This window comes from Herbaspirillum sp. WKF16 (assembly GCF_028993615.1).
Taxonomy (GTDB): Bacteria; Pseudomonadota; Gammaproteobacteria; order Burkholderiales; family Burkholderiaceae_D; genus Herbaspirillum.
In genome coordinates this window covers 2,963,889-2,982,617 of record NZ_CP118632.1, presented here as the reverse complement: position 1 = coordinate 2,982,617, position 18,729 = coordinate 2,963,889, and the positions used below count along the sequence as shown (strand labels likewise).

Here is an 18,729-nt window from a genome sequence, read left to right as displayed (position 1 = left end):
CCCATGAGCGAACAGGAAACAGCATGAGCACATCCCAGCAAGACCACGGCGCGCAAGCTTCACCGCTGGCCGCCGCCATCGCCGCCGCCGAGCGGATCGACGGCCTCCTCAAGTCCTTCGTCTTCAGGCCCGCGGCCTACGCGGCGCCGGTCGACGCCACCGGGCCGCTGGCCGGCATCCCGGTCGCGGTCAAGGACCTGATCGACACCGCCGACATGCCCACCGCCTACGGCTCCAAGGTGTTCGAGGGACGCCAGCCGGGCAAGGACGCGTGGATCGTCGCCAAATTGCGCGCCGCCGGCGCCGTCATCTTCGGCAAGACCGTCACCACCGAATTCGCCTGGCGCGACCCCGGCGCCACCGTCAACCCGTGGAATACGGCGCATACGCCGGGCGGCTCCTCCAGCGGCTCGGCTGCGGCGGTCGGCGCCGGCATCGTCGACATCGCGCTGGGCACGCAGACGGTCGGCTCCATCATCCGCCCGGCCGCATACTGCGGCGCCTGCGGCTACAAGCCCACCTATGGCCTGATTCCCACCGAGGGCACGCACGAGTTGGCAGGCTCGCTCGACCACCTCGGCTTCATCACCTCCAGCGTTTACTGGGCCGCAGTGGCCCACGCCGTCATCGCGCGCGACGGCAAGGTGGCGCCGCCGGCCTCGCCCAATGCCTTTGCCGCCGGCGTCAAGCCGCGCAAGCTGGGCGTGTACCGCTCGTCGAAATGGCCCGGCGTGCAGGCCGAAGTGCAGCGCAACTTCGACGGTGCGGTGCGCCGCCTGGAAGCCCATGGCGTGCAGTGCGTGCCGGTGGAGCTGGGCGCCGACATCGCTGAATTGCACACCCTGATCAACGGCATCCTGGCCTACGAGGCGCGCGCCGCCATCGCCGGCGAGATTGCCGGCCGGGAGTCGCTGGCGGGGCAGAACATCCGCGAGCTGATCGCCATCGGCGCCGGCATCAGCCAGGCGCAGCACCTGGAGATGCTGGCCCGGCTGGCGGCCCTGCGCGGTGCGCGCGACCAGGCCTTCGGCGATCTCGACGCCATCGTCACGATCACCTCGCCGACCACCGCCTTGCCCGGTCTTGAGAAGACCGGCGACGCCATCTTCTGCACGCCGGCGACCTTGCTCGGCTTGCCGGCGGTGACGGTGCCGTCGGGTTTCTCGGACGACTTCCTGCCGTTCGGCCTGCAGCTGATCGGCCGCGGCGACCAGGACCAGGCCTTGCTCGACACCGCGCAGTGGGTCAGCACCATCCTGCCGGCCTCGCGTCCCGCGGCGCTGGCATAGGCGGCACAATCCGGCAGCAGGCTTGCGCGGCAATCCCATGCAAGCCACAATGTCGGCGCAGGCCCGGTCGCCCGGGCCACCAGACCAGAGCGGACGGGGCGGCCGGCATCGGCCGGCGCCCCAGTCCGCCGCCAGAGACAACTCCCGGTAGCCGCGCATGCCAAAAGCCTTCAAAACCATCGAGCAGCAGGTCCTGAGCCTGCTGCGCAACGACATCCTCTCCGGCAAGTACCGCCCCGGCGACAAGCTGCGGCAAGACGAGGTCGCGCGCCGCTTCGAGGTCAGCACCACGCCGGTGCGCGAGGCCTTCCGCGGCTTGCGCTCCGAGGGCCTGGTCACCATCGACGCCAACAAAGGCGTGGTGGTCAAGGGCCTGTCGGTGCAGGACGTGGCCGAGATCTACGAGCTGCGCATCGTGCTCGAGCCGCTGCTGGCCAGGAAGTCGGTGGCCACCATCAGCGAGCAATCCTTCCAGGCGGCCGCCGACATCCACGAGCGCATGTGCGCTGCCAGCGACCCGCACGAATGGGCGGCGCTGAACTGCGATTTCCATATCAAGCTGATGAAGAGCGAAGAGCATTCGCGGCTCTACGAGATGGTCAAGACCCTGCTGGTGGTGGCGGCGCCCTATGTCTCGCTGTCGATCTACATGCACCCGCAGATCCAGCAGACCGACAACGAGGAGCACGCCATGATCCTCGATGGCTACCGCAAGAAGAACGGCCGGCTGGTGGAGAAGATCGTGCGCCAGCACCTGCAGCAGACGCTGGAGACCATCGAGGATTCGGTCAGCGAGCAGACCCTGGGCCAGGCATTTTCATGATGGCAAGCTGATCAGCAACAGGCCTCGGGCGAGGCCGTTCCTTGCGTCCCGATCGCTCAGGACGGGGGGGCGACATGTTTCCTTTTTGTCATAAAAATCCTGCCTGTTCAGCTAAAAACAGGAACCTGGCGATCTTTTTCCGGAAACCCCTGTCTCATCAGCAACGATGGCGCAAAGACATCTTTTTGCGCCGCACCAATCAGCGGAGACTGCCCATGATCCTTCCCCAGAACGCAAACAGCAATTCCTTTCTCTCGACCGGCGTGGCCGGGCTCGACGACGTCCTGCGCGGCGGCCTGACCCGCGATCGCTTGTTCCTGATCGAAGGCTCGCCGGGCGCCGGCAAGACCACCCTCGCATTGCAGTTCCTCATGGAGGGCGCGCGGCAGGGCGAGCCGGTCCTCTACATCACCTTGTCCGAAACCTCGGTGGAGCTGCAGGCGGTGGCGCAGGCGCACGGCTGGTCGCTGGAAGGGATCAGCATCCACGAGGTGCTGCCCTCCGAAAGCATCCTCAATCCGGACGAGCAATACAGCATCTTCGCGCCCAGCGACGTTGAAATGGGCACCACCACCAAGGAGATCCTGTCGGTGGTGGAGCGCCTCAAGCCGACGCGGGTGGTGCTCGATTCGCTGTCCGAGCTGCAACTGCTGGCCTCCAACCCGCTGGTGTATCGCCGGCAGGTGCTGGCTTTCAAGCAGTTCTTCGCCAGCCGCGCCTGCACCACGCTGTTCCTGGACGACCGCACCGCCAGCGACGGCGACCTGCAGGTGCGCAGCATCGCCCACGGCGTCATTTCGCTGGAGCGCATGGCGACCGACTACGGCGGCACGCGCCGCCGCCTGGAGATCATCAAGTACCGCGGCATCGCCTTCCGCGAAGGCCTGCACGACTACAAGATCCAGTATGGCGGCCTGCTGGTGTTCCCGCGGCTGATTGCGGCCGAGACGCGCGAGAGCCTGGTGCCGGTGCAGTTCTCCAGCGGCATTGCAGAGCTGGACCAGATGCTGGGCGGCGGCATCGAGGAGGGCAGCAGCACCTTGATCGCAGGGCCGCCGGGCGTGGGCAAATCCACGCTGGCGGCGCAGTTCATCGACTCCTGCCTGAAGCGGGGCTTGCAATCCTCGTTGTTCCTGTTCGAAGAGTCGACCTCCAACCTGCTCAATCGCGCCGACAGCCTCGGCTTCTCGCTGCGCGCCGGCGTCCAGGATGGAAGAATGAACGTGCACCAGATCGACCCGGCCCAACTGACGCCGGGCGAGTTCGTCCACCTCGTGTGCCGCGCCGCCGACGCCGGCGCCAAGGTCGTGGTGATCGACAGCCTGAACGGCTTCATGCAGTCGATGCCCAATGAAAAGCTGCTGGCCATCCACATGCATGAGTTGCTCACCTACCTGGGCCAGCGCGGCGTGGTGACCATCCTCATCGGCGTGCAGCAGGGCATGCTGGGCAGCAACATGTCGACCTCGATGGACGCCACCTACCTGTCCGATAACGTGCTGCTGCTGCGCTACTTCGAATCGCAGGGCGAAGTGCAGCAGGCGCTGTCGGTATTCAAGAAACGGGGCAGCGCGCATGAGCGCACCATCCGTCGCATGACCATCTCGTCTCAGGGCGTGCATATCGGCCCCGTGCTCAAGCAGTTCCACGGCATCCTGACCGGTGTTCCCAAGCTTACCGCGCCCATCGGCACAGGCTCCCAGTGAGGGCGCGCATCGGCGCGCAGGCGCAACGCGTATTGATCTGCGCACCCTTCGGACGCGATGCCGAGCTTTCCGCCTCGGTGTTGAAAAAGGCTGGCCTGGAATGCTGCATCTGCAAGAACATCGCCGAGGTGGTGAGGGAGCTGGCCGCCGGCGCCGGCATGCTGCTGACGATGGAAGATGTCGTGGCGCCGGGGCGCGCCGCCGCGCTGGAGGATTTCATCGCCAGGCAACCGACCTGGTCCGATTTGCCGGTGTTGGTGCTGACGCGGGTGGCCAATGACGGCCACTGGAACAATGACGCCTACCGGCGCCTGCGCAATCTCACCCTGCTGGAAAGCCCGATTCGTCCCTTCACCCTGGTCAGCGCGGTGCGCGCCGCAATGCGCGCGCGCGAGCGGCAATACGAGGTGTTCGAGGCCGATCGCCGCAAGGACGAATTCCTCGCCATGCTGGGCCACGAGCTGCGCAATCCGCTGGCGCCGATCGGCGCGGCGGCGCAACTGCTCGGGCTGACCGCCGACAACGCCGGCAAGGTGCGCAGCACCAGCCAGATCATCGCGCGCCAGGTCAAGCACATGACCAGCCTGATCGACGACCTGCTGGATGTGGCGCGGGTCACGCGCGGCCTGATCACGTTGGACCGCGAGGTGGTCGGGATCGGGCAGATCCTGACCGAGGCGGCCGAGCAGGTCGAGCCGATGCTGCGCGCCAAGGGGCAGGAGCTGACGCTCAACCCGCCGGCCGAGAGGTTCAATGTCGAAGGCGACCGCAAGCGCCTGGTCCAGGTATTCGCCAATGTGCTGCAGAACGCCGTGAAGTACACGCCCAATGGCGGCCGGATCGACGTCTCGGCGCAGGCCGACGCGAACGAGGGATGCGTCCGGATCACCGACAACGGCATCGGCATGGCGCCAGAGATGGTGGATCACGTGTTCGACCTGTTCGCCCAGGCCGAGCGTTCCGCCGACCGCTCCCAGGGCGGCCTCGGGCTGGGCCTGTCGATCGTCGAGAGCCTGGTCAGGTCGCACGGCGGCGGCGTCGAGGCGCACAGCGATGGGCTGGGTAAGGGCAGCACGTTCACTATCAGGCTGCCGGTGCATGCCGGCGAGAGCCTGGCTGCCCGGGCGAGCGACGGCGAGGCCGGCGCGGCCGATGCCGCAGTGTCGTTACGCGCCATGGTGGTCGACGACAACCAGGACGCGGCCGACACCCTGGCCATGCTGCTGGAAGCCGGCGGTTACCAGGTCGGCGTCCACTACACCGCGCGCGAAGCGCTCGCCGCAGTCGGCGCGAGCCGTCCGCACATCTGCCTGCTCGACATCGGCCTGCCCGACATGAACGGCAACGAGCTGGCAAGGGAGTTGCGCCAGCTGCCTGAAACGGCGTCGGCGGTCCTCATCGCAGTGACCGGCTACGGGCAGCAAGAGGATAGGGACAACAGCCGCGCGGCCGGTTTCGACCATCACCTGGTCAAGCCGGTCGATGTGGATCAGTTGATGAGGATGCTGTCGCGGGTGCAGATTGCCCCGGCGTGAAAGCTGTGGCGCTCGCCACCGTAGTGGAGATGAAAAGGGCCTCGCAGATGAGGCCCTTTTTTTGATCTCTTGCGGGGCGCTTCCGAGGGCTTTCTCCATTGCATGCGCGCAGTCTCACGTGGCTCGCACCATGGGTGGCGAGAAGAACTCGCGATTGAAGATTCTTGTGCGGCGGTGGGCGTTTCTTCCATCTCGTGTCGCATCCGAAGTGGGGCTCCGGCTTGCACGGATACTGACAAATTGCTGACGCAATGCTGACGCTCAACGGCATTTTCTCTTATTTTTCTGGTAACAGGTCTTGCTCGTCTTGTTGCGAGCGGACAGGTGTGAGACATTTGCCGGAAGAGGAACCGCCGCATGTTGACAGGGGGTGAGCGGTTCTTGCGGATGATGCGAAGAAAGTGGGGGTGTCATCCGCTTCAATAATGCCGTCAGGAAAATTGATTAATATAATTTTTGACTCGCATTTTTACCGGCGTGGATGAGCGGTATAGAGAGCCAGCCAAGGCTCGCTCAAGTCATTGCCATAGTGGAAAAATATCCATCAAAGGGGGCGGGGAATGAACAAGAACGCAATGGGCGCGCTCGGGCTATCCGCAGCGCTGTTCGTCATATCCGGTACGGCTGCGGCTTATTGCCCGCCGACCAAGCCGGCGTCGCTGCAGCAGCAATGCCTGGATCGCGAAGAGCGGGAGCGGCAACGCGAACAAGAGGCCGCCGCCCGGGAACGCCAGCGCGAACAGGAGGCCGCGCGCGAACGTGAGCGCCAGCGCGAGCAGGAGGCGGCGCGCGAGCGGGAGCGCCAGCGTGAGCAAGAGGCCGTCCGGGGACGCGATCGCCAGCGCCAGCAACAGCAACAGCAGCAGCAGCAACAGCAACAGCAACAGCAACAGCAGCAACAGCAACAGCAGCAACAGCAGCAACATCAACAGAACGCCGCCAACGAGCGCCAGCGGGTGCTCGAACAACAGCGCCAGCAGCAGGACGCGCAAGAACGCCAGCGCAGGCAGCAGGAGGCCGAGCGGCAACGCGCCGCAGCCGAGCGCCAGGCGCCTCGGCCGTCCTCGACCGGTCCGGCGTCGCCCGTTCCCCAGCAGACGCAGCAGCACATGCCACAGCAAGCCGCTCCCGCAGCGCCGACCTTGCCTGCGCAGCCGGCGCGGCCTCCAGGCGCGGTAGTGCCGACGATCAATGCGCCGGCCGCCCAGCAGCATCCTGTGCCGCCGCCCTCGGCTGCGGGCGGCTCGCAGGCGCAATTGCTGCAACAACAGCGCACCGCGCAGACCGCATCCCCGGCGTCGCCGCCCGCTGCGCAAACGCGGCCGCCGGCTCCGGTGACGCTGCCTTCCACCAATGCCCCCGTCCAGCAGCGCCAGGCGGGCCAAGGGACGGCGACGCCGGTTTCGCAATCGCAACTGCTCCAGCAGCAGCGCAGCGCGCAGACCATTCCCATCGCGTCGACGTTGCCGGTCAATGGGACGAGCGCGCCGGCAGCCGCGCCGCCCCCTCCGGTCGATAAGCCGCCGGCCAAGGGCGGCGGCAAGGACAAGAAGGTCGAGTGGGGGCCGGTCCAGAAGGAAGCGGTGGCGATCTGCCGGCAACAGAAGAAGGGAACATGGCAATGCTTTGGCCCCCTGGACAACGACGTCCTGGGCGGCGACGCCACCCTGGAGGTCGCGCTGGCCCGGCAACACTGCGCGGGCGGGACCTGGGCCGCCGGCGGACCGACCTTGCACGACGAGCAGTTCGAGGCCTACCGCTGCGGGCATGCGCTGGGCGCCGGCGACTACGACCTGGTCAAGCGCTACAACCTCATCACGGCGCAACGCAGCTACATCTGCCCGAAGTACGCGCTGGGCGACGGACGTTGCACCACGCCCTACGATGGCCAGGACAAGCGCTGACCCGCGCCCGACGCCGAGAACGCCGACATGAAGGAACGATCGAACATGAATCCTCTACGCACATGGAACGCGGCCGGCCACGGCCGTTGGTTCACCCTCGCAGCCGGCCTGGTGCTGGCGGCGTTGCTGGGCTCGCTGGCGGGCTGCGCAACGCCGCCGACCGCGGCCGACACGCTCAACACCTATCGCGGCTTCAGCTGCGACACGCTGGACACCCTGGACAAGAACTTCAGCGCATCGATGGAGAAGGCGGCCAGCACGGCGGAAAAGGCCGTGTGGCTCCAATACCTCGGCTGGATACGCCAGGTGCAGACGGAGAAAAGCTGCCCCCGGAAGGCGATGCTGGGCGTGCGCCTGAATCCCATCGATCCCGTGCTGGTCAAGCAATTGGGCCTGGAGTCGGCGCGCGGCGCCGTCATCGCAGAGGTGGTCAAGGGAACGCCGGCCGAACGCGCCAGCCTGTTTGCGGGCGACATCATCCTCGGCTTCAACGGCGAAGGCATGGCGACACCTGCGGAGGTGACCGCGGCCATTGGCAAGCTCCCGCCCAACAGCAAGGCGGAAGTGCTGGTCTGGCGCAGCGGCAAGAAAGACATCATCGTGGTGGACTTCGCGCCCGAGTCCGCCAGTAAGGCCGCGCCTGCCGCTACCAGCCTGATGGATGCCGCCACCGCCGACTTCGACGCCGGCAAGTACGCCGACGCCGCGCGCAAGTACCAGCAGATCCTGCAGCAGTCTCCCGACGACGCATTGACCTGGTATTTTTACGGACAAACGATGGAAAAACTGGGCGACGTCATCGGTGCGCAAGAGGCCTATCGCCGCGTGCTGACGATCCAGCCCAAGGGGCAGGTGGCCGATTACGCGCGCCAGGCCTTGGCCCGGCTGGCGCCGGCCGCCGGCGGCAAGAAGGCGGCGAAGAAGAAATAAGGGCAGGGCGGGAGGATGCGGCGAGGGAGCGGGACTTGACCATGTTTTGGGCCTCCTGCTGCTCTCGCCGGGTCCCAAAGAAAGATGGGGCCGGGTTTGGCGACTCGAATTGAGAAGGTAGACGACCGCCCCAGGCGGTATTTTTACTTAAGATTATTCATGCCAGCTAAATCCGCCATCGATTATCTTTCCCTGCCATCATTCCGTCCATTCACGTGGCATCGCGCCAACGTCCTGCGCACCAATCAAATCGTGCTGGCCGAACACACCCACGACATCGGCAACGGCATCGCCACGCTGCTGGCGCTGATCGAATTCCACGAGTCGGAAGAGCAGGACGACGCGCCGTTGCTGTCGCCGCTGGACAAGGGCACGCTGCTGCGGCTGGCCATCGCCTCCAGCTGCTCCTATGTGCAGATTTCGAAGACGAATCGCGCCCAGCTGAAGAAGGACGCGGCGGGCGATTCGTGAGCCGCGCCATGCGGCGCGATCAACCGCGGCAAGCGTTCATTTCCGCGCGCTGATTTCCCTGATCGCGGCATCCAGGCTGGCGACGTAGTCGGCCCGGTTCCTGGCCGCCAATGCCGGCCACTCTTCGCGCGGCAGGCTCATCGGCGTATTTCCGGTGACCGCATCGGACGCGCCGGAATCAACGCCGCCGCCCTGCAGGTTGATCCAGCGCTGGTCGTAGTTGTAGGGCGTGGTCTCGTCCCATCGCACTGCCTGGCTGACGATCTTGCGCAGCCTGGGCAAGTCATCGAACTGCGCTCGCAACAGCTCGCGCGGCACCACGCTCATGATCGCCCGCGCCGCCGGCCGCGCCCCGGCATCGGCGCACCGCGCCGCATCGTAATTGGCTCGCAGCCGCGCCGCGCTCAACCAGAAGATCGCCTCGTCCGTCTTGCCCTGCTGGTAAAGCACCAGCGTCAGCGCCACCAGCGCCGGCGGCTGATAACTGCCGGCGTTCTTCTGGATTTCCACGATCAAGGCATCGTTCTCATGCCCGGTGGTCGAGGCCAGCTTCTCCAGCGCCAGCTGGGTACGGGCAGTGTCGATGGGGGAGCGGTCGTCTTGCGGAGTCGCTTGCGCCGCAGGAGCAGGAGCAGGAGCAGGAGCAGGAGCAGGGATCTCCGGTGCTGGCGGGACCGATGCTGCCGGCTTGCCGGCCTCGCACGGATAAGCGGCCTTGAATGCGGCAAGCGCGCTTTGTCCGCCGATCACGCCTTCCAGTTCCGGATGCGCTTGCTTGTACTGCGAGATCGCGGTGACATAGTCCTGGAATTGAGCGCCGGTGGGGACGCAGAACTCATTGCCGTTGTGGACCCTGACGAAATTCCTGAGCCAGCCGAGTTGTTCGTTGGACGACTGTGCCGCCGCTTCGGCGAGCGGCAGGGCAAGCAGCAGCGCCAGGCAGGCGTGAACGGCGCGATAAGATCTGAATCCAGCGAAACAGCGCATAGTGCGTCCCCGATTTCTTGTGATGTGGCGCATACGAAAATCAGCCGCCGGCATGGCGCGCTGGCAGGCCTCTCATGAGGCCTCGCATTTCCAGCCGAAGCCTAGCAAATCCAGTCCGGCGCCGCCAGGGGAAACAGGCGCTGCAAGATCTCAAGTTGCGGCGGCGATGGTATGCTCTCTCACTTGAATCCAAACATCAAGGGAAGCAATGAGCAACGTTCTGGCCGTGAATCTCTATGGCGAAAAAGTCCACGTTGTGGTGAATGTCAAAGAGAAGAAAGGCGGCACTTTTACCCTGGCGATCACCGTCAACGACAAGGCGCAATTCGGGCCGCAGGACGGATTCGCTTCACCTCAGGAGGCGCTGGACTACGCGGCAAGGCATTACACGGGATATCCGCTAAGCGGCTCCTACGTTGAGAGCGGCGTGGGCGAACTCGATGAAAGTGCGGCGACGGTTTTCGTCCAGAACATCACAGACCGGGACGCCAGGGCATTCAACAAGTTCTTGGCCGGCCTCCAGGCGCAATACGGCGTCGCTCTTGCGGACGAAGCCGAGCATCGGACAGCGCACGCAATCTGGGGAAACAAGGGAAAGCTGCTGGATGCGGTAATCGCCGTCAACAGGATTCGGAATGGCTTGAGGCCCTAGATGGACGCGTCCGGCGTGATGGACGCAGCTTCTCGGTAAAGCCGCTTACGGGCGGCTTTTTTATTGCCAGCGCTCAATGGAGTGGGCAATTCTGCGAGCCGCCAACAGCCAACAGCCAACAGCCAACAGCCAACAGCCAACAGCCAACAGCCAACAGCCAACAGCCAACAACCAACAGCCAACAGCCAACAGCCAACAGCCAACAGCCAACAGCCAACAGCCAACAGCCAACAGATGGCGAGCCATCTCGATATTGTCGCAATGCGGACCGTGCCTGTTCACCCCCTGATGCCAATAAATCGGGTGAATGCGGCGGGGCCGCCGACGCACTCACCGCCCTTGCACGATCTCTTCTCGCCGCTGTCTGGCCGCTTCCATCAAGTCTTCGATAAGCCGGCGCGCCGCCACCTTGCCGCGCAGGAGGGCGGCGTGCAGTGCGGGATCGATGGGCGCCATCGTCATCAGGTCTTTCATTGGCGCAGTGCTTTCATTGTATTTGATGTGCAATTGATGCTTTCTCGGTTTGAACAGGCAAACCCGCAGGGACCTGCGGATCATTCTTCCAATTGTTCCTTCTTCTGCTTTCCTTCTTCCACCAACACTCCCCCGGGGCCTGGCTTTTGGATGCCGGCCGGCGCGCTCAACGGCCGCTGACCTCCCATTGTGCCTTCACGATTCCTTGGTTCCTTTTCGTACTTCGTCTTGCTGGGGCTGCCTTCGGGGCGGTCGGGGTGAACAGGAGTCGCCATGATCTTTCTCCTTAAAATCCACAGCCTAGTCCGATTGCGGGAAAAGCGTCATCGGCGGGCAGCGCTGTTTGATGTAAGCCGATGCCGACACGGCCGTGTTGCCGCATTCGGATGTGGCCAAAAGGCACCCGGAACGAGCATCGGCGCAACTTATCCGCGACAATGCAAGACCCCTTTGGCCGCCTGCTGAGAATATGCAACGGCCGGGATGTAAAAATGTAAATTAATGAGAGTTGACGACAAGGCCTCAACTTACAATGTCGCCCTTGGGAATAAGGTAAAACAAGGGGAAACATGAAGTATTCGGATCTGAAGATTGGAGCGCGGCTGGCCATCGCATTCTGCGTGGTGTTGTGCCTGCTTTGCGTGGTGGCCATCGTGGGATGGCAATCCTTGTCGGCCAACAACAGGCAGGCCGAGGTCATCGTCGAAGAGAACAACGTCAAGATCGCCGCCGCCAACGCCATGCGCGGCTTCCTCAATACGGAAGTGCGCTCGCTACGCAACATCATCCTCTATACCGACGCCGAGACGCGTCGCGCCCAGAAAGACGTCGTGCTCAAAGCGCGCAAGCAATACGACGATACCTTCGCCCGGCTGCAATCGCTGCTCAAATCCGATGCCGCCAAGAAGCTGAGCGCCGAGATCGAATCGGATCGCGCCAAGATCAGGCCGAGCTTCGACAAGGTGATTTCGCTGGCTGAAGCGTCCAATGAAAAAGAGGCCGCGAGCTATCTCCAGACCTCGGTGCAGACGCCGCAAAGCCAGTGGTTCAGCGATATCCAGGCCATGATCGAACTGCAGGAAAAGCAGAACCAGCAAAGCATCACCACGATGCGCGCGGACTATGCCGTCACCCTGGAAATCCTGCTGGCCCTGACCCTGGCAGCGGTCGCCCTGGGTGCGTTCTCCGCCTGGTATGCGACGCGCAGCATCACCGCCCCGCTGGGCGACGCGGTGTCTTTGGCGCAGCGCGTCGCGGCGGGCGACCTGACCGCAGAGATCCGGGCGGCCAGCCGGGATGAGACCGGTATGCTGATCACCGCGTTGCGGACGATGAACGACAACCTGGCCGGCATCGTGCGCGAAGTGCGCAGCGGCACCGATACGGTCGCCACCGCATCCAGCCAGATCGCCACCGGCAATCTCGAACTCTCCTCCCGCACCGAACAGCAGGCCAGCTCGCTGGAAGAGACCGCGTCGGCGATGGAAGAACTGACATCGACTGTCGGCCACAACGCCGACAACGCGCGGCAAGCCAGCACGCTGGCCACGGAGGCCTCCGAGATCGCAGTGCGGGGAGGCAGCGTGGTCGGCGACGTCATCCAGAAAATGGCCGGCATCAACGAGTCGTCGAAGAGAATCGTGGACATTATTGCCGTGATCGACGGCATTGCCTTCCAGACCAACATCCTGGCGCTTAACGCCGCGGTCGAGGCGGCCAGGGCAGGAGAGCAGGGCCGCGGCTTCGCCGTGGTCGCCTCCGAAGTGCGCGTACTGGCGCAGCGCTCGGCGGCGGCGGCCAAGGAAATCAAGGAACTGATCGACGACTCCGTCAACAAGGTCGCCGACGGCAGCGCCTTGGTGACGCAGGCCGGCGCCACCATGCAAGAAGTGGTGAGCAGCGTCGGCCGGGTAACCGACATCGTGCAGGAAATTAGCGCCGCCAGCCGCGAACAGACCGAAGGCATCGGCCAGATCAACATGGCAATGTCGCAAATGGACCAGGTGACACAGCAAAACGCCGCATTGGTCGAAGAAGCCGCAGCGGCGGCAGGGGCGCTGGAAGACCAGGCGGCCAAGCTGCTGCAGACGGTCAGCGTGTTCAAGGTGAAGGGCGGCTGAAAGGCCGTCGTTACGACAAGCGCAGCGCGCTCAGCCGTGTGCGCGTTTGAAGGGACTCAGTCGTCAGAGCGGAAGACGCCGGGACCTTTTGCGATTTTGTTCATGGAAAATAAAAACGGGCCTCGATTGAGGCCCGTTTTTTTGCTGTTCTGGCGGAGGCTGTGAGATTCGAACTCACGGACGGATCACTCCGTCGGCAGTTTTCAAGACTGCTGGTTTAAACCACTCACCCAAACCTCCTTGTCGGCGGATGCCCGGTGAGGGAGCATCGCGAGGGGCGCATTATACATCACTTGCTTGGCGCCCAACTCTTTCCCGTATGAAAGTCGCCGGAGCCGGCTGCCTCAGAACGTGCCCGGGTAGGCGCCGCCGTCGAGCAGCATGTTCTGGCCGGTGATGAAGCCGGCCTGGGCGCTGCAGAGGTAGGCGCAGGCGTCGCCGAACTCGGCCGGGTCGCCGAAGCGGCCGGCGGGGTTTTGCTTGCGGCGTTCGGCCAGCACGTCGTCCACGCTCTTGCCGCTGTCGTTGGCCGCGCCCTGGGCGGTGGCGCGCAGGCGGTCGGTTTCGAAGGGGCCGGGGAGCAGGTTGTTGATGGTGACGTTGTGGGCCACGGTCTTGCGCGAGAGGCCGGCGATGAAGCCGGTCAGGCCCGAGCGGGCGCCGTTGGAGAGGCCGAGGATGTCGATCGGGGCGCGCACCGCGCTGGAGGTGATGTTGACGATGCGGCCGAAGCGGCGCGCGATCATGCCGTCGACCGTGGCCTTGATGAGCTCGATCGGGGTCAGCATGTTGGCGTCGACGGCGGCGATCCAGTCGTCGCGCGACCAGTCGCGGAAGTCGCCGGGCTTGGGGCCGCCGGCGTTGGTCACCAGGATGTCCGGGCTGGGACAGGCGGCCAGCGCCAGGGCGCGGCCTTCGGGCGTGGTGATGTCGCAAGCCACGGTGGTGATGGCGGCGCCGGTCTCGGCGCGGATCTCGGCGGCGGCCGCTTCCAGCGCTTCCTTGCCGCGCGCCAGCATGGTCACGGCCACGCCTTCGCGCGCCAGCGAGAGCGCGCAGGCGCGGCCCAGGCCCTTGCTCGATGCGCATACCAGCGCGGTTTTACCCTTGAGTCCTAAATCCATTTGTCTTCTTCCTTTGCATGAGGTGATTGGCGAATTGCGATGCCGCTTGTTGTGTGTGTTGTCGTTCGTGCTACGTCATGCATGCCATGCACACTTGAGGAGATCCGGCGCGGGCCGCTCCCAGCCTGTGACAGCGGGGCCGGGCTGCGCTAAACTGGCGAGCTTGGCGGCCGGGACGGGGAAGGTCCGCGGCCTACTTCTTGACCACCAGGTAGACAGCCAGCGCGATGATGGCGACCACGCCCATTTCCAACGCGAATACGATGGCGCCGCTCATGCCGGTCTCCTTTTCTGATTTGAACGCCGCGCAGTTCGCTTGCATGAGCCGCGCGGCAGACCCATAACTTTACACCGATGATGGATTCCTTGTTTTTGTCCAGCGTATTGAATTTCCTGCTGGGCGGTTTGCTGGGCGCAATGGGCGGCCTGTTCGGCATTGGCGGCGGGCTGATCGCCATTCCCGTGCTGGGCTATCTCTACGGCATGGACCAGCAGCTGGCGCAGGGCACCTCGCTGGTGATGATCGTGCCCAACGTGGTGATCGCCTTCTGGCGCTACAAGCAGCGCAACAAGATCGAGTGGAGCTCGGCGGCGATGATGTGCGTGCCGGCCGTGATCACCACCTACTTCTCGGCGCGCCTGGCCACCAGCATCGATGCGCGCAGCCTGCATTTCTGCTTCGCCGCCTTCATGGGCGTGCTGGCGCTGTACTACCTGTGGACCTTGCTGCGCAAGCAGCGCAGCGCCTCGACCCCGATCGTGCTGCCGCGCAAGTACATCTTCGCGGTGGGGATGTCGGCCGGCGCGTCGGCAGGCTTCTTCAGCGTGGGCGGCGCGATCGTCGCGGTGCCGCTGTTGACCGCCTTCTTCGGCGCCACGCAGACGGCGGCGCAGGGCCTGGGGCTGGCGATGGTCACGCCCGGCACGCTGGTGGCGCTGTGGACGTATGCGCAGGCCGGCCACGTCAACTGGGCGGTCGGCCTTCCGATGGCGCTGGGCGGCGTGCTCAGCATCTCCTGGGGCGTGGCGCTGGCCCACCATCTGCCGGAGCGGCGCTTGCGCATCCTGTTCTGCGGCGCGCTGCTGCTGCTGTCGGTGTGGATGATGATCGAGGGCTGATTCAGCAGTCTGCTCGTTGCCCGGCGGCTCTGCGGTGCGCAATTAACGCCACTGGGTTCCTGCTTTTGCAGGGACGACATTGCGGAGGAGGGCAAGACCGCCATGCCTTCAAGTTGCCTCCCTCCCTGTCGTTCGTTGCGCCGCGACGGCCGCGGCACGACACCGGGGGGGACGACGGTGAACAGGCGCGTGCGCTTTCACGCGCTCAAGCCGATTCAAGCGCCGTCAGGCGCTTTTCTTTTCCCGCGCGCTTTTCTTCTTCACGGCCTCGGCCAGCGCGGTGACCTTGCCGTCGTCGGTCGCCGGCAGGGCCATCTGCTCGCGGATGAAATCGACCAGGTTGCGCGCATGCGGCGACAGTGTGTCGATGTCCTGGAACACCATGCTGCGCTCGCGCACGCTCCAAGGTTCGGCCAGTTCCACGATGGCCAGCTGCATGGTCTGCTGGTGGCGTTGCGCGGCCGACAGCGGCACGATGCCGATGCCGACATTGGTCTCGATCATGCGGCACATGGCTTCGAAGCTGCGCACCTGGATGCGCAGCTTGAGGCGTTGGCCGTTCTCGGAAACGATCTTGTTGAGGAAGTGATGCAGCGTGCTGCCCTCATGCAGGCCGACATGCTCGTACTCCAGCGTGTCGCCGAAAGGCACGGCGCCGGCGCCGGCCAGCGGATGCTCCAGCGCGGTGGCCAGCACCAGGCGGTCGGTGGAGAAGTTGAGGATCTCCAGGCCGTCGCCCTGCACCGGGCCGGCGACGATGCCGATGTCGGCCGTACCCTCCTGGATGCCGCGCATGATGTCGTGGTTCAGCCTTTCCTCCAGCGCGACGTTGACTTGCGGATGCAAGGCCAGGAACTTGCCCAGGATTTCCGGCATGAACTCGGTCACGGCGGTGGTGTTGGCGAAGATGCGGATGTAGCCCTTGATGCCGTTGTTGTACTGCTGCATGTCGCTCTTCAAGTGCTCGACCTGCTGCATGAATTGCTGCGCGTGGTGCAGCAGCGTCTGCCCGGCCGGCGTCAGCTGCACGCCCTTGCTCTCGCGGTAGAGCAGCCGGGTGCCGAAGCGCGTCTCCAGTTCCTTGATGCGGTTGCTGGTGGCCGCCAGCGACAGGTTCATGCGCTCGGCGCTGCGCGTGAGGCTATTGAGTTCGGCGATCAGGATGAACAGCCGCAGGTCGGTCAGGTCGAAGAGCATGTCGTAGTCCGCTGAGGTGGGCGCCGATGTGGAAGTTGGCGGCCGGGATTGAGGCAACGCGAAGGGGAGGGGCGTTTCCGTCGGCGCTGCATGACGCGCTGCGCGGAAATTTCTGGTGTGGGCGTCTCCCTGTTTGGCCTTCATGTTACGCCGATTTCCCGATCGTGGCCCGGCGCTTGCGTGCTGCGCCGCCGCATGCGATGCGCGGGCCTGGCTTCACAATCGCGAAAGCCCCCCTTCCAAAAATACAGATTGTCCCTGCGTCAACACGGGCACAGACTTGCCTCCATTCCGACAAGAACAACGAGGAGCGCATGTCCAACCCCGACCTCGACCTGAGCATGCTGCGGCAATGGGTCGACAAGAGCGAACGCCGCGACGACCACATCAACCCGGCCTTCGCCTCGGCCCTGGCCGCCACCATCGACGGGCCGCAGCAGCCGCAAGCCGGCGACGCCTTGCCGCCGCTGTGGCACTGGATCTATTTCTGGACCGTCTGCGCGCAGTCGGAGGTCGGCGACGATGGCCATCCCAAGCGCGGCGGCTTCCTGCCGCCGGTGCCGCTGCCGCGCCGCATGTGGGCCGGCGGCCGCTTGCGCTTCGCGGCGCCGCTGCCGGTGGGCGCGGCCGCGCAGAAGACCTCGCGCATCGCCAGCGTCGACGTCAAGCAGGGCCGCAGCGGCGCGCTGGCGTTTGTCACGGTCAGGCATGAGATCGGCCACGATGGCAAGGTCTGCATCCACGAGGAACACGACATCGTCTACCGCGACCTGCCGCAGCCCGGCGCCGCGCCTGTCGCGCCCAAGGCGGCGCCGGCCGGCGCGCAGTGGAAGCGCCGCGTCGATCCCGACCCGGTGCTGCTGTTCCGCTATTCGGCGCTGACCTTCAACGGCCACCGCATCCACTACGACCGCAGTTACGTCACCGGCGTGGAAGGCTATCCCGGCCTGATCGTGCATGGTCCGCTGATCGCCACCTTGCTGGCCGACCTGCTGGCGCGCGAGATGCCGCAGGCGGTGCTGCGCGAATTCAATTTCCGCGCCGTGGGCAGCCTGTTCGACACCGAAGGCTTCGAGCTGTGCGGCAAGCTGGCCGCCGACGGAAAATCCGCCGAACTGTGGGCGCAGAACCTGCGCGGCGAGCTGGCGATGCAGGCCGAGGCCATCCTCGGCTGACACGAATTCAATTCTTCATCCATCTTATTTCCGGAGACCCAATATGTCGTATCAGGCGCCCAATGACGCTTATGGCGATTTGCGCGATGCAGTGCGCGATCTGTGCAATACCTTCCCGCCCGAGTACTGGCGCAAGGTGGACGAGGCGCGCGGCTATCCCGAAGACTTCGTCGACGCGCTGACCAAGGCCGGCTGGCTGGCCGCGCTGATCCCGCAGGAGTATGGCGGTTCCGGCCTGGGCCTGACCGAGGCCTCGGTGATCATGGAAGAGATCAACCGCACCGGCGGCAACTCCGGCGCCTGCCACGGCCAGATGTACAACATGGGCACGCTGCTGCGCCACGGTTCGGAGCAGCAGAAGCAGCTCTACCTGCCCAAGATCGCCAGCGGCGAGCTGCGCCTGCAGTCGATGGGCGTGACCGAACCCACCACCGGCACCGACACCACCAAGATCAAGACCGTCGCCGTGAAGAAGGGCGACCGCTACGTGGTCAACGGCCAGAAGGTGTGGATCTCGCGCATCCAGCACTCCGACCTGATGATCCTGCTGGCGCGCACCACGCCGCTGGACCAGGTGAAGAAGAAGTCGGAGGGCATGTCGATCTTCATCGTCAACCTGAAGGATGCGATCGGCCGGGGCATGGAAGTGCGCCCGATCCTCAACATGGTCAACCACGAGACCAACGAGCTGTTCTTCGACAACCTGGAGATCCCCGCCGAGAACCTGATCGGCGAAGAGGGCAAGGGCTTCAAGTACATCCTCGATGGCTTGAACGCCGAGCGCACCCTGATCGCCGCCGAGTGCATCGGCGACGGCTACTGGTTCATCGACAAGGCCGCGCAGTACGCCAAGGAGCGGGTGGTGTTCGACCGTCCGATCGGCATGAACCAGGGCGTGCAGTTCCCCATCGCCGACAGCTTCATCGAACTGGAAGCGGCCAACCTGATGCGCTACAAGGCCTGCGAACTGTTCGACGCCCACCAGCCCTGCGGCGCCCAGGCCAACATGGCCAAGTTCCTGGCGGCCAAGGCCTCGTGGGAGGCGGCCAACGTCTGCCTGCAGACGCACGGTGGTTTCGGCTTCGCCTGCGAATACGACGTCGAGCGCAAGTTCCGCGAGACGCGCCTGTACCAGGTGGCGCCGATCTCGACCAACCTGATCTATTCCTACGTGGCCGAGCACATCCTCGGCCTGCCGCGCTCCTTCTGAAGCGGCGCACAAC

The 18,729-nt window shown here is 64.9% G+C and carries 19 protein-coding genes and 1 tRNA gene; 12 read left to right on the top strand and 8 right to left on the bottom strand.

What is annotated here, in order from left to right; genetic code table 11:
* Positions 1-23: 23 nt before the first annotated feature.
* From Herbaro_RS13555 to Herbaro_RS13540, 4 genes are all read left to right on the top strand, one after another.
* Positions 24-1,289, top strand: a complete 1,266-nt coding sequence (locus Herbaro_RS13555) for an amidase (RefSeq protein WP_275010157.1) — start codon at positions 24-26, stop codon at positions 1,287-1,289.
* A gap of 157 nt (positions 1,290-1,446) precedes the next feature.
* The gene (locus Herbaro_RS13550) at positions 1,447-2,112 is read left to right on the top strand and encodes a GntR family transcriptional regulator (protein WP_275010156.1); all 666 of its coding nucleotides are present in this window, start codon (positions 1,447-1,449) and stop codon (positions 2,110-2,112) included.
* A 215-nt stretch (positions 2,113-2,327) separates the two neighbouring features.
* Positions 2,328-3,818: an ATPase domain-containing protein gene (locus Herbaro_RS13545; protein WP_275010155.1), complete on the top strand. Its 1,491-nt coding sequence runs from the start codon at positions 2,328-2,330 to the stop codon at positions 3,816-3,818.
* Complete coding sequence (locus Herbaro_RS13540) at positions 3,815-5,353, top strand: ATP-binding response regulator (protein WP_275010154.1); 1,539 nt, start codon at positions 3,815-3,817, stop codon at positions 5,351-5,353. The genes Herbaro_RS13545 and Herbaro_RS13540 overlap by 4 nt, the downstream gene beginning before the upstream one ends.
* 590 nt (positions 5,354-5,943) lie before the next feature.
* Here Herbaro_RS13540 and Herbaro_RS13535 read toward each other — a convergent pair.
* Positions 5,944-6,474: a hypothetical protein gene (locus tag Herbaro_RS13535; protein ID WP_275010153.1), complete on the bottom strand. Its 531-nt coding sequence runs from the start codon at positions 6,472-6,474 to the stop codon at positions 5,944-5,946.
* On the opposite strand from Herbaro_RS13535, the gene Herbaro_RS13530 reads away from it, so the two are divergent.
* From Herbaro_RS13530 to Herbaro_RS13520, 3 genes are all read left to right on the top strand, one after another.
* Positions 6,463-7,257, top strand: coding sequence for a hypothetical protein (locus tag Herbaro_RS13530; protein ID WP_275010152.1), 795 nt, complete (start codon positions 6,463-6,465; stop codon positions 7,255-7,257). The two genes, Herbaro_RS13535 and Herbaro_RS13530, sit on opposite strands and share 12 nt — an antisense overlap.
* A 45-nt stretch (positions 7,258-7,302) precedes the next feature.
* Entirely contained in the window at positions 7,303-8,187 is an 885-nt protein-coding gene (locus tag Herbaro_RS13525) for a PDZ domain-containing protein (protein ID WP_275010151.1), read from the top strand.
* Between the two features lie 159 nt (positions 8,188-8,346).
* Positions 8,347-8,658 carry a hypothetical protein gene (locus tag Herbaro_RS13520; RefSeq protein ID WP_275010150.1) on the top strand — a complete coding sequence of 104 codons (312 nt, stop codon included), beginning with the start codon at positions 8,347-8,349 and terminating at the stop codon, positions 8,656-8,658.
* A gap of 36 nt (positions 8,659-8,694) precedes the next feature.
* Here the strand turns inward: Herbaro_RS13520 and Herbaro_RS13515 are convergent, their stop codons facing one another.
* Positions 8,695-9,678 (bottom strand): Rap1a family protein, encoded by a 984-nt coding sequence (locus Herbaro_RS13515; RefSeq protein WP_275010149.1) that lies wholly within the window; start codon positions 9,676-9,678, stop codon positions 8,695-8,697.
* A 175-nt stretch (positions 9,679-9,853) separates the two neighbouring features.
* On the opposite strand from Herbaro_RS13515, the gene Herbaro_RS13510 reads away from it, so the two are divergent.
* Entirely contained in the window at positions 9,854-10,297 is a 444-nt protein-coding gene (locus Herbaro_RS13510) for a hypothetical protein (protein ID WP_275010148.1), read from the top strand.
* A 330-nt stretch (positions 10,298-10,627) separates the two neighbouring features.
* Here Herbaro_RS13510 and Herbaro_RS13505 read toward each other — a convergent pair whose 3' ends face one another.
* Both Herbaro_RS13505 and Herbaro_RS13500 read right to left on the bottom strand, forming a co-directional pair.
* Entirely contained in the window at positions 10,628-10,771 is a 144-nt protein-coding gene (locus Herbaro_RS13505; RefSeq protein WP_275010147.1) for a hypothetical protein, read from the bottom strand.
* Positions 10,772-10,851: 80 nt separating this feature from the next.
* On the bottom strand, positions 10,852-11,046 hold the full coding sequence (locus tag Herbaro_RS13500; RefSeq protein ID WP_275010146.1) for a hypothetical protein: 195 nt from the start codon (positions 11,044-11,046) through the stop codon (positions 10,852-10,854).
* A gap of 294 nt (positions 11,047-11,340) precedes the next feature.
* Between Herbaro_RS13500 and Herbaro_RS13495 the strand changes: the two genes are divergently transcribed.
* Complete coding sequence (locus Herbaro_RS13495; RefSeq protein WP_275010145.1) at positions 11,341-12,891, top strand: methyl-accepting chemotaxis protein; 1,551 nt, start codon at positions 11,341-11,343, stop codon at positions 12,889-12,891.
* A 150-nt stretch (positions 12,892-13,041) separates the two neighbouring features.
* On the opposite strand, the gene Herbaro_RS13490 is transcribed toward Herbaro_RS13495, so the two are convergent.
* The 3 genes from Herbaro_RS13490 to Herbaro_RS13480 form a co-directional block, all read right to left on the bottom strand.
* Positions 13,042-13,131: transfer RNA gene (locus Herbaro_RS13490), tRNA-Ser, on the bottom strand.
* Between the two features lie 104 nt (positions 13,132-13,235).
* Entirely contained in the window at positions 13,236-14,015 is a 780-nt protein-coding gene (locus tag Herbaro_RS13485) for an SDR family oxidoreductase (protein WP_275010144.1), read from the bottom strand.
* 193 nt (positions 14,016-14,208) lie between these two features.
* Positions 14,209-14,337 carry a hypothetical protein gene (locus Herbaro_RS13480; RefSeq protein ID WP_275010143.1) on the bottom strand — a complete coding sequence of 43 codons (129 nt, stop codon included), beginning with the start codon at positions 14,335-14,337 and terminating at the stop codon, positions 14,209-14,211.
* Positions 14,338-14,369: 32 nt separating this feature from the next.
* Here Herbaro_RS13480 and Herbaro_RS13475 point away from each other — a divergent pair, with 32 nt between their 5' ends.
* Entirely contained in the window at positions 14,370-15,134 is a 765-nt protein-coding gene (locus Herbaro_RS13475) for a sulfite exporter TauE/SafE family protein (RefSeq protein WP_275010142.1), read from the top strand.
* 225 nt (positions 15,135-15,359) lie between these two features.
* Here Herbaro_RS13475 and Herbaro_RS13470 read toward each other — a convergent pair whose 3' ends face one another.
* Positions 15,360-16,331, bottom strand: a complete 972-nt coding sequence (locus tag Herbaro_RS13470; protein ID WP_275010141.1) for a LysR family transcriptional regulator — start codon at positions 16,329-16,331, stop codon at positions 15,360-15,362.
* Positions 16,332-16,645: 314 nt separating this feature from the next.
* Here Herbaro_RS13470 and Herbaro_RS13465 point away from each other — a divergent pair, with 314 nt between their 5' ends.
* Positions 16,646-17,506: an HTD2 family dehydratase gene (locus tag Herbaro_RS13465; RefSeq protein WP_275010140.1), complete on the top strand. Its 861-nt coding sequence runs from the start codon at positions 16,646-16,648 to the stop codon at positions 17,504-17,506.
* 43 nt (positions 17,507-17,549) lie between these two features.
* Positions 17,550-18,716 carry an acyl-CoA dehydrogenase family protein gene (locus Herbaro_RS13460; protein ID WP_275010139.1) on the top strand — a complete coding sequence of 389 codons (1,167 nt, stop codon included), beginning with the start codon at positions 17,550-17,552 and terminating at the stop codon, positions 18,714-18,716.
* The last annotated feature ends 13 nt before the right edge of the window (positions 18,717-18,729 follow it).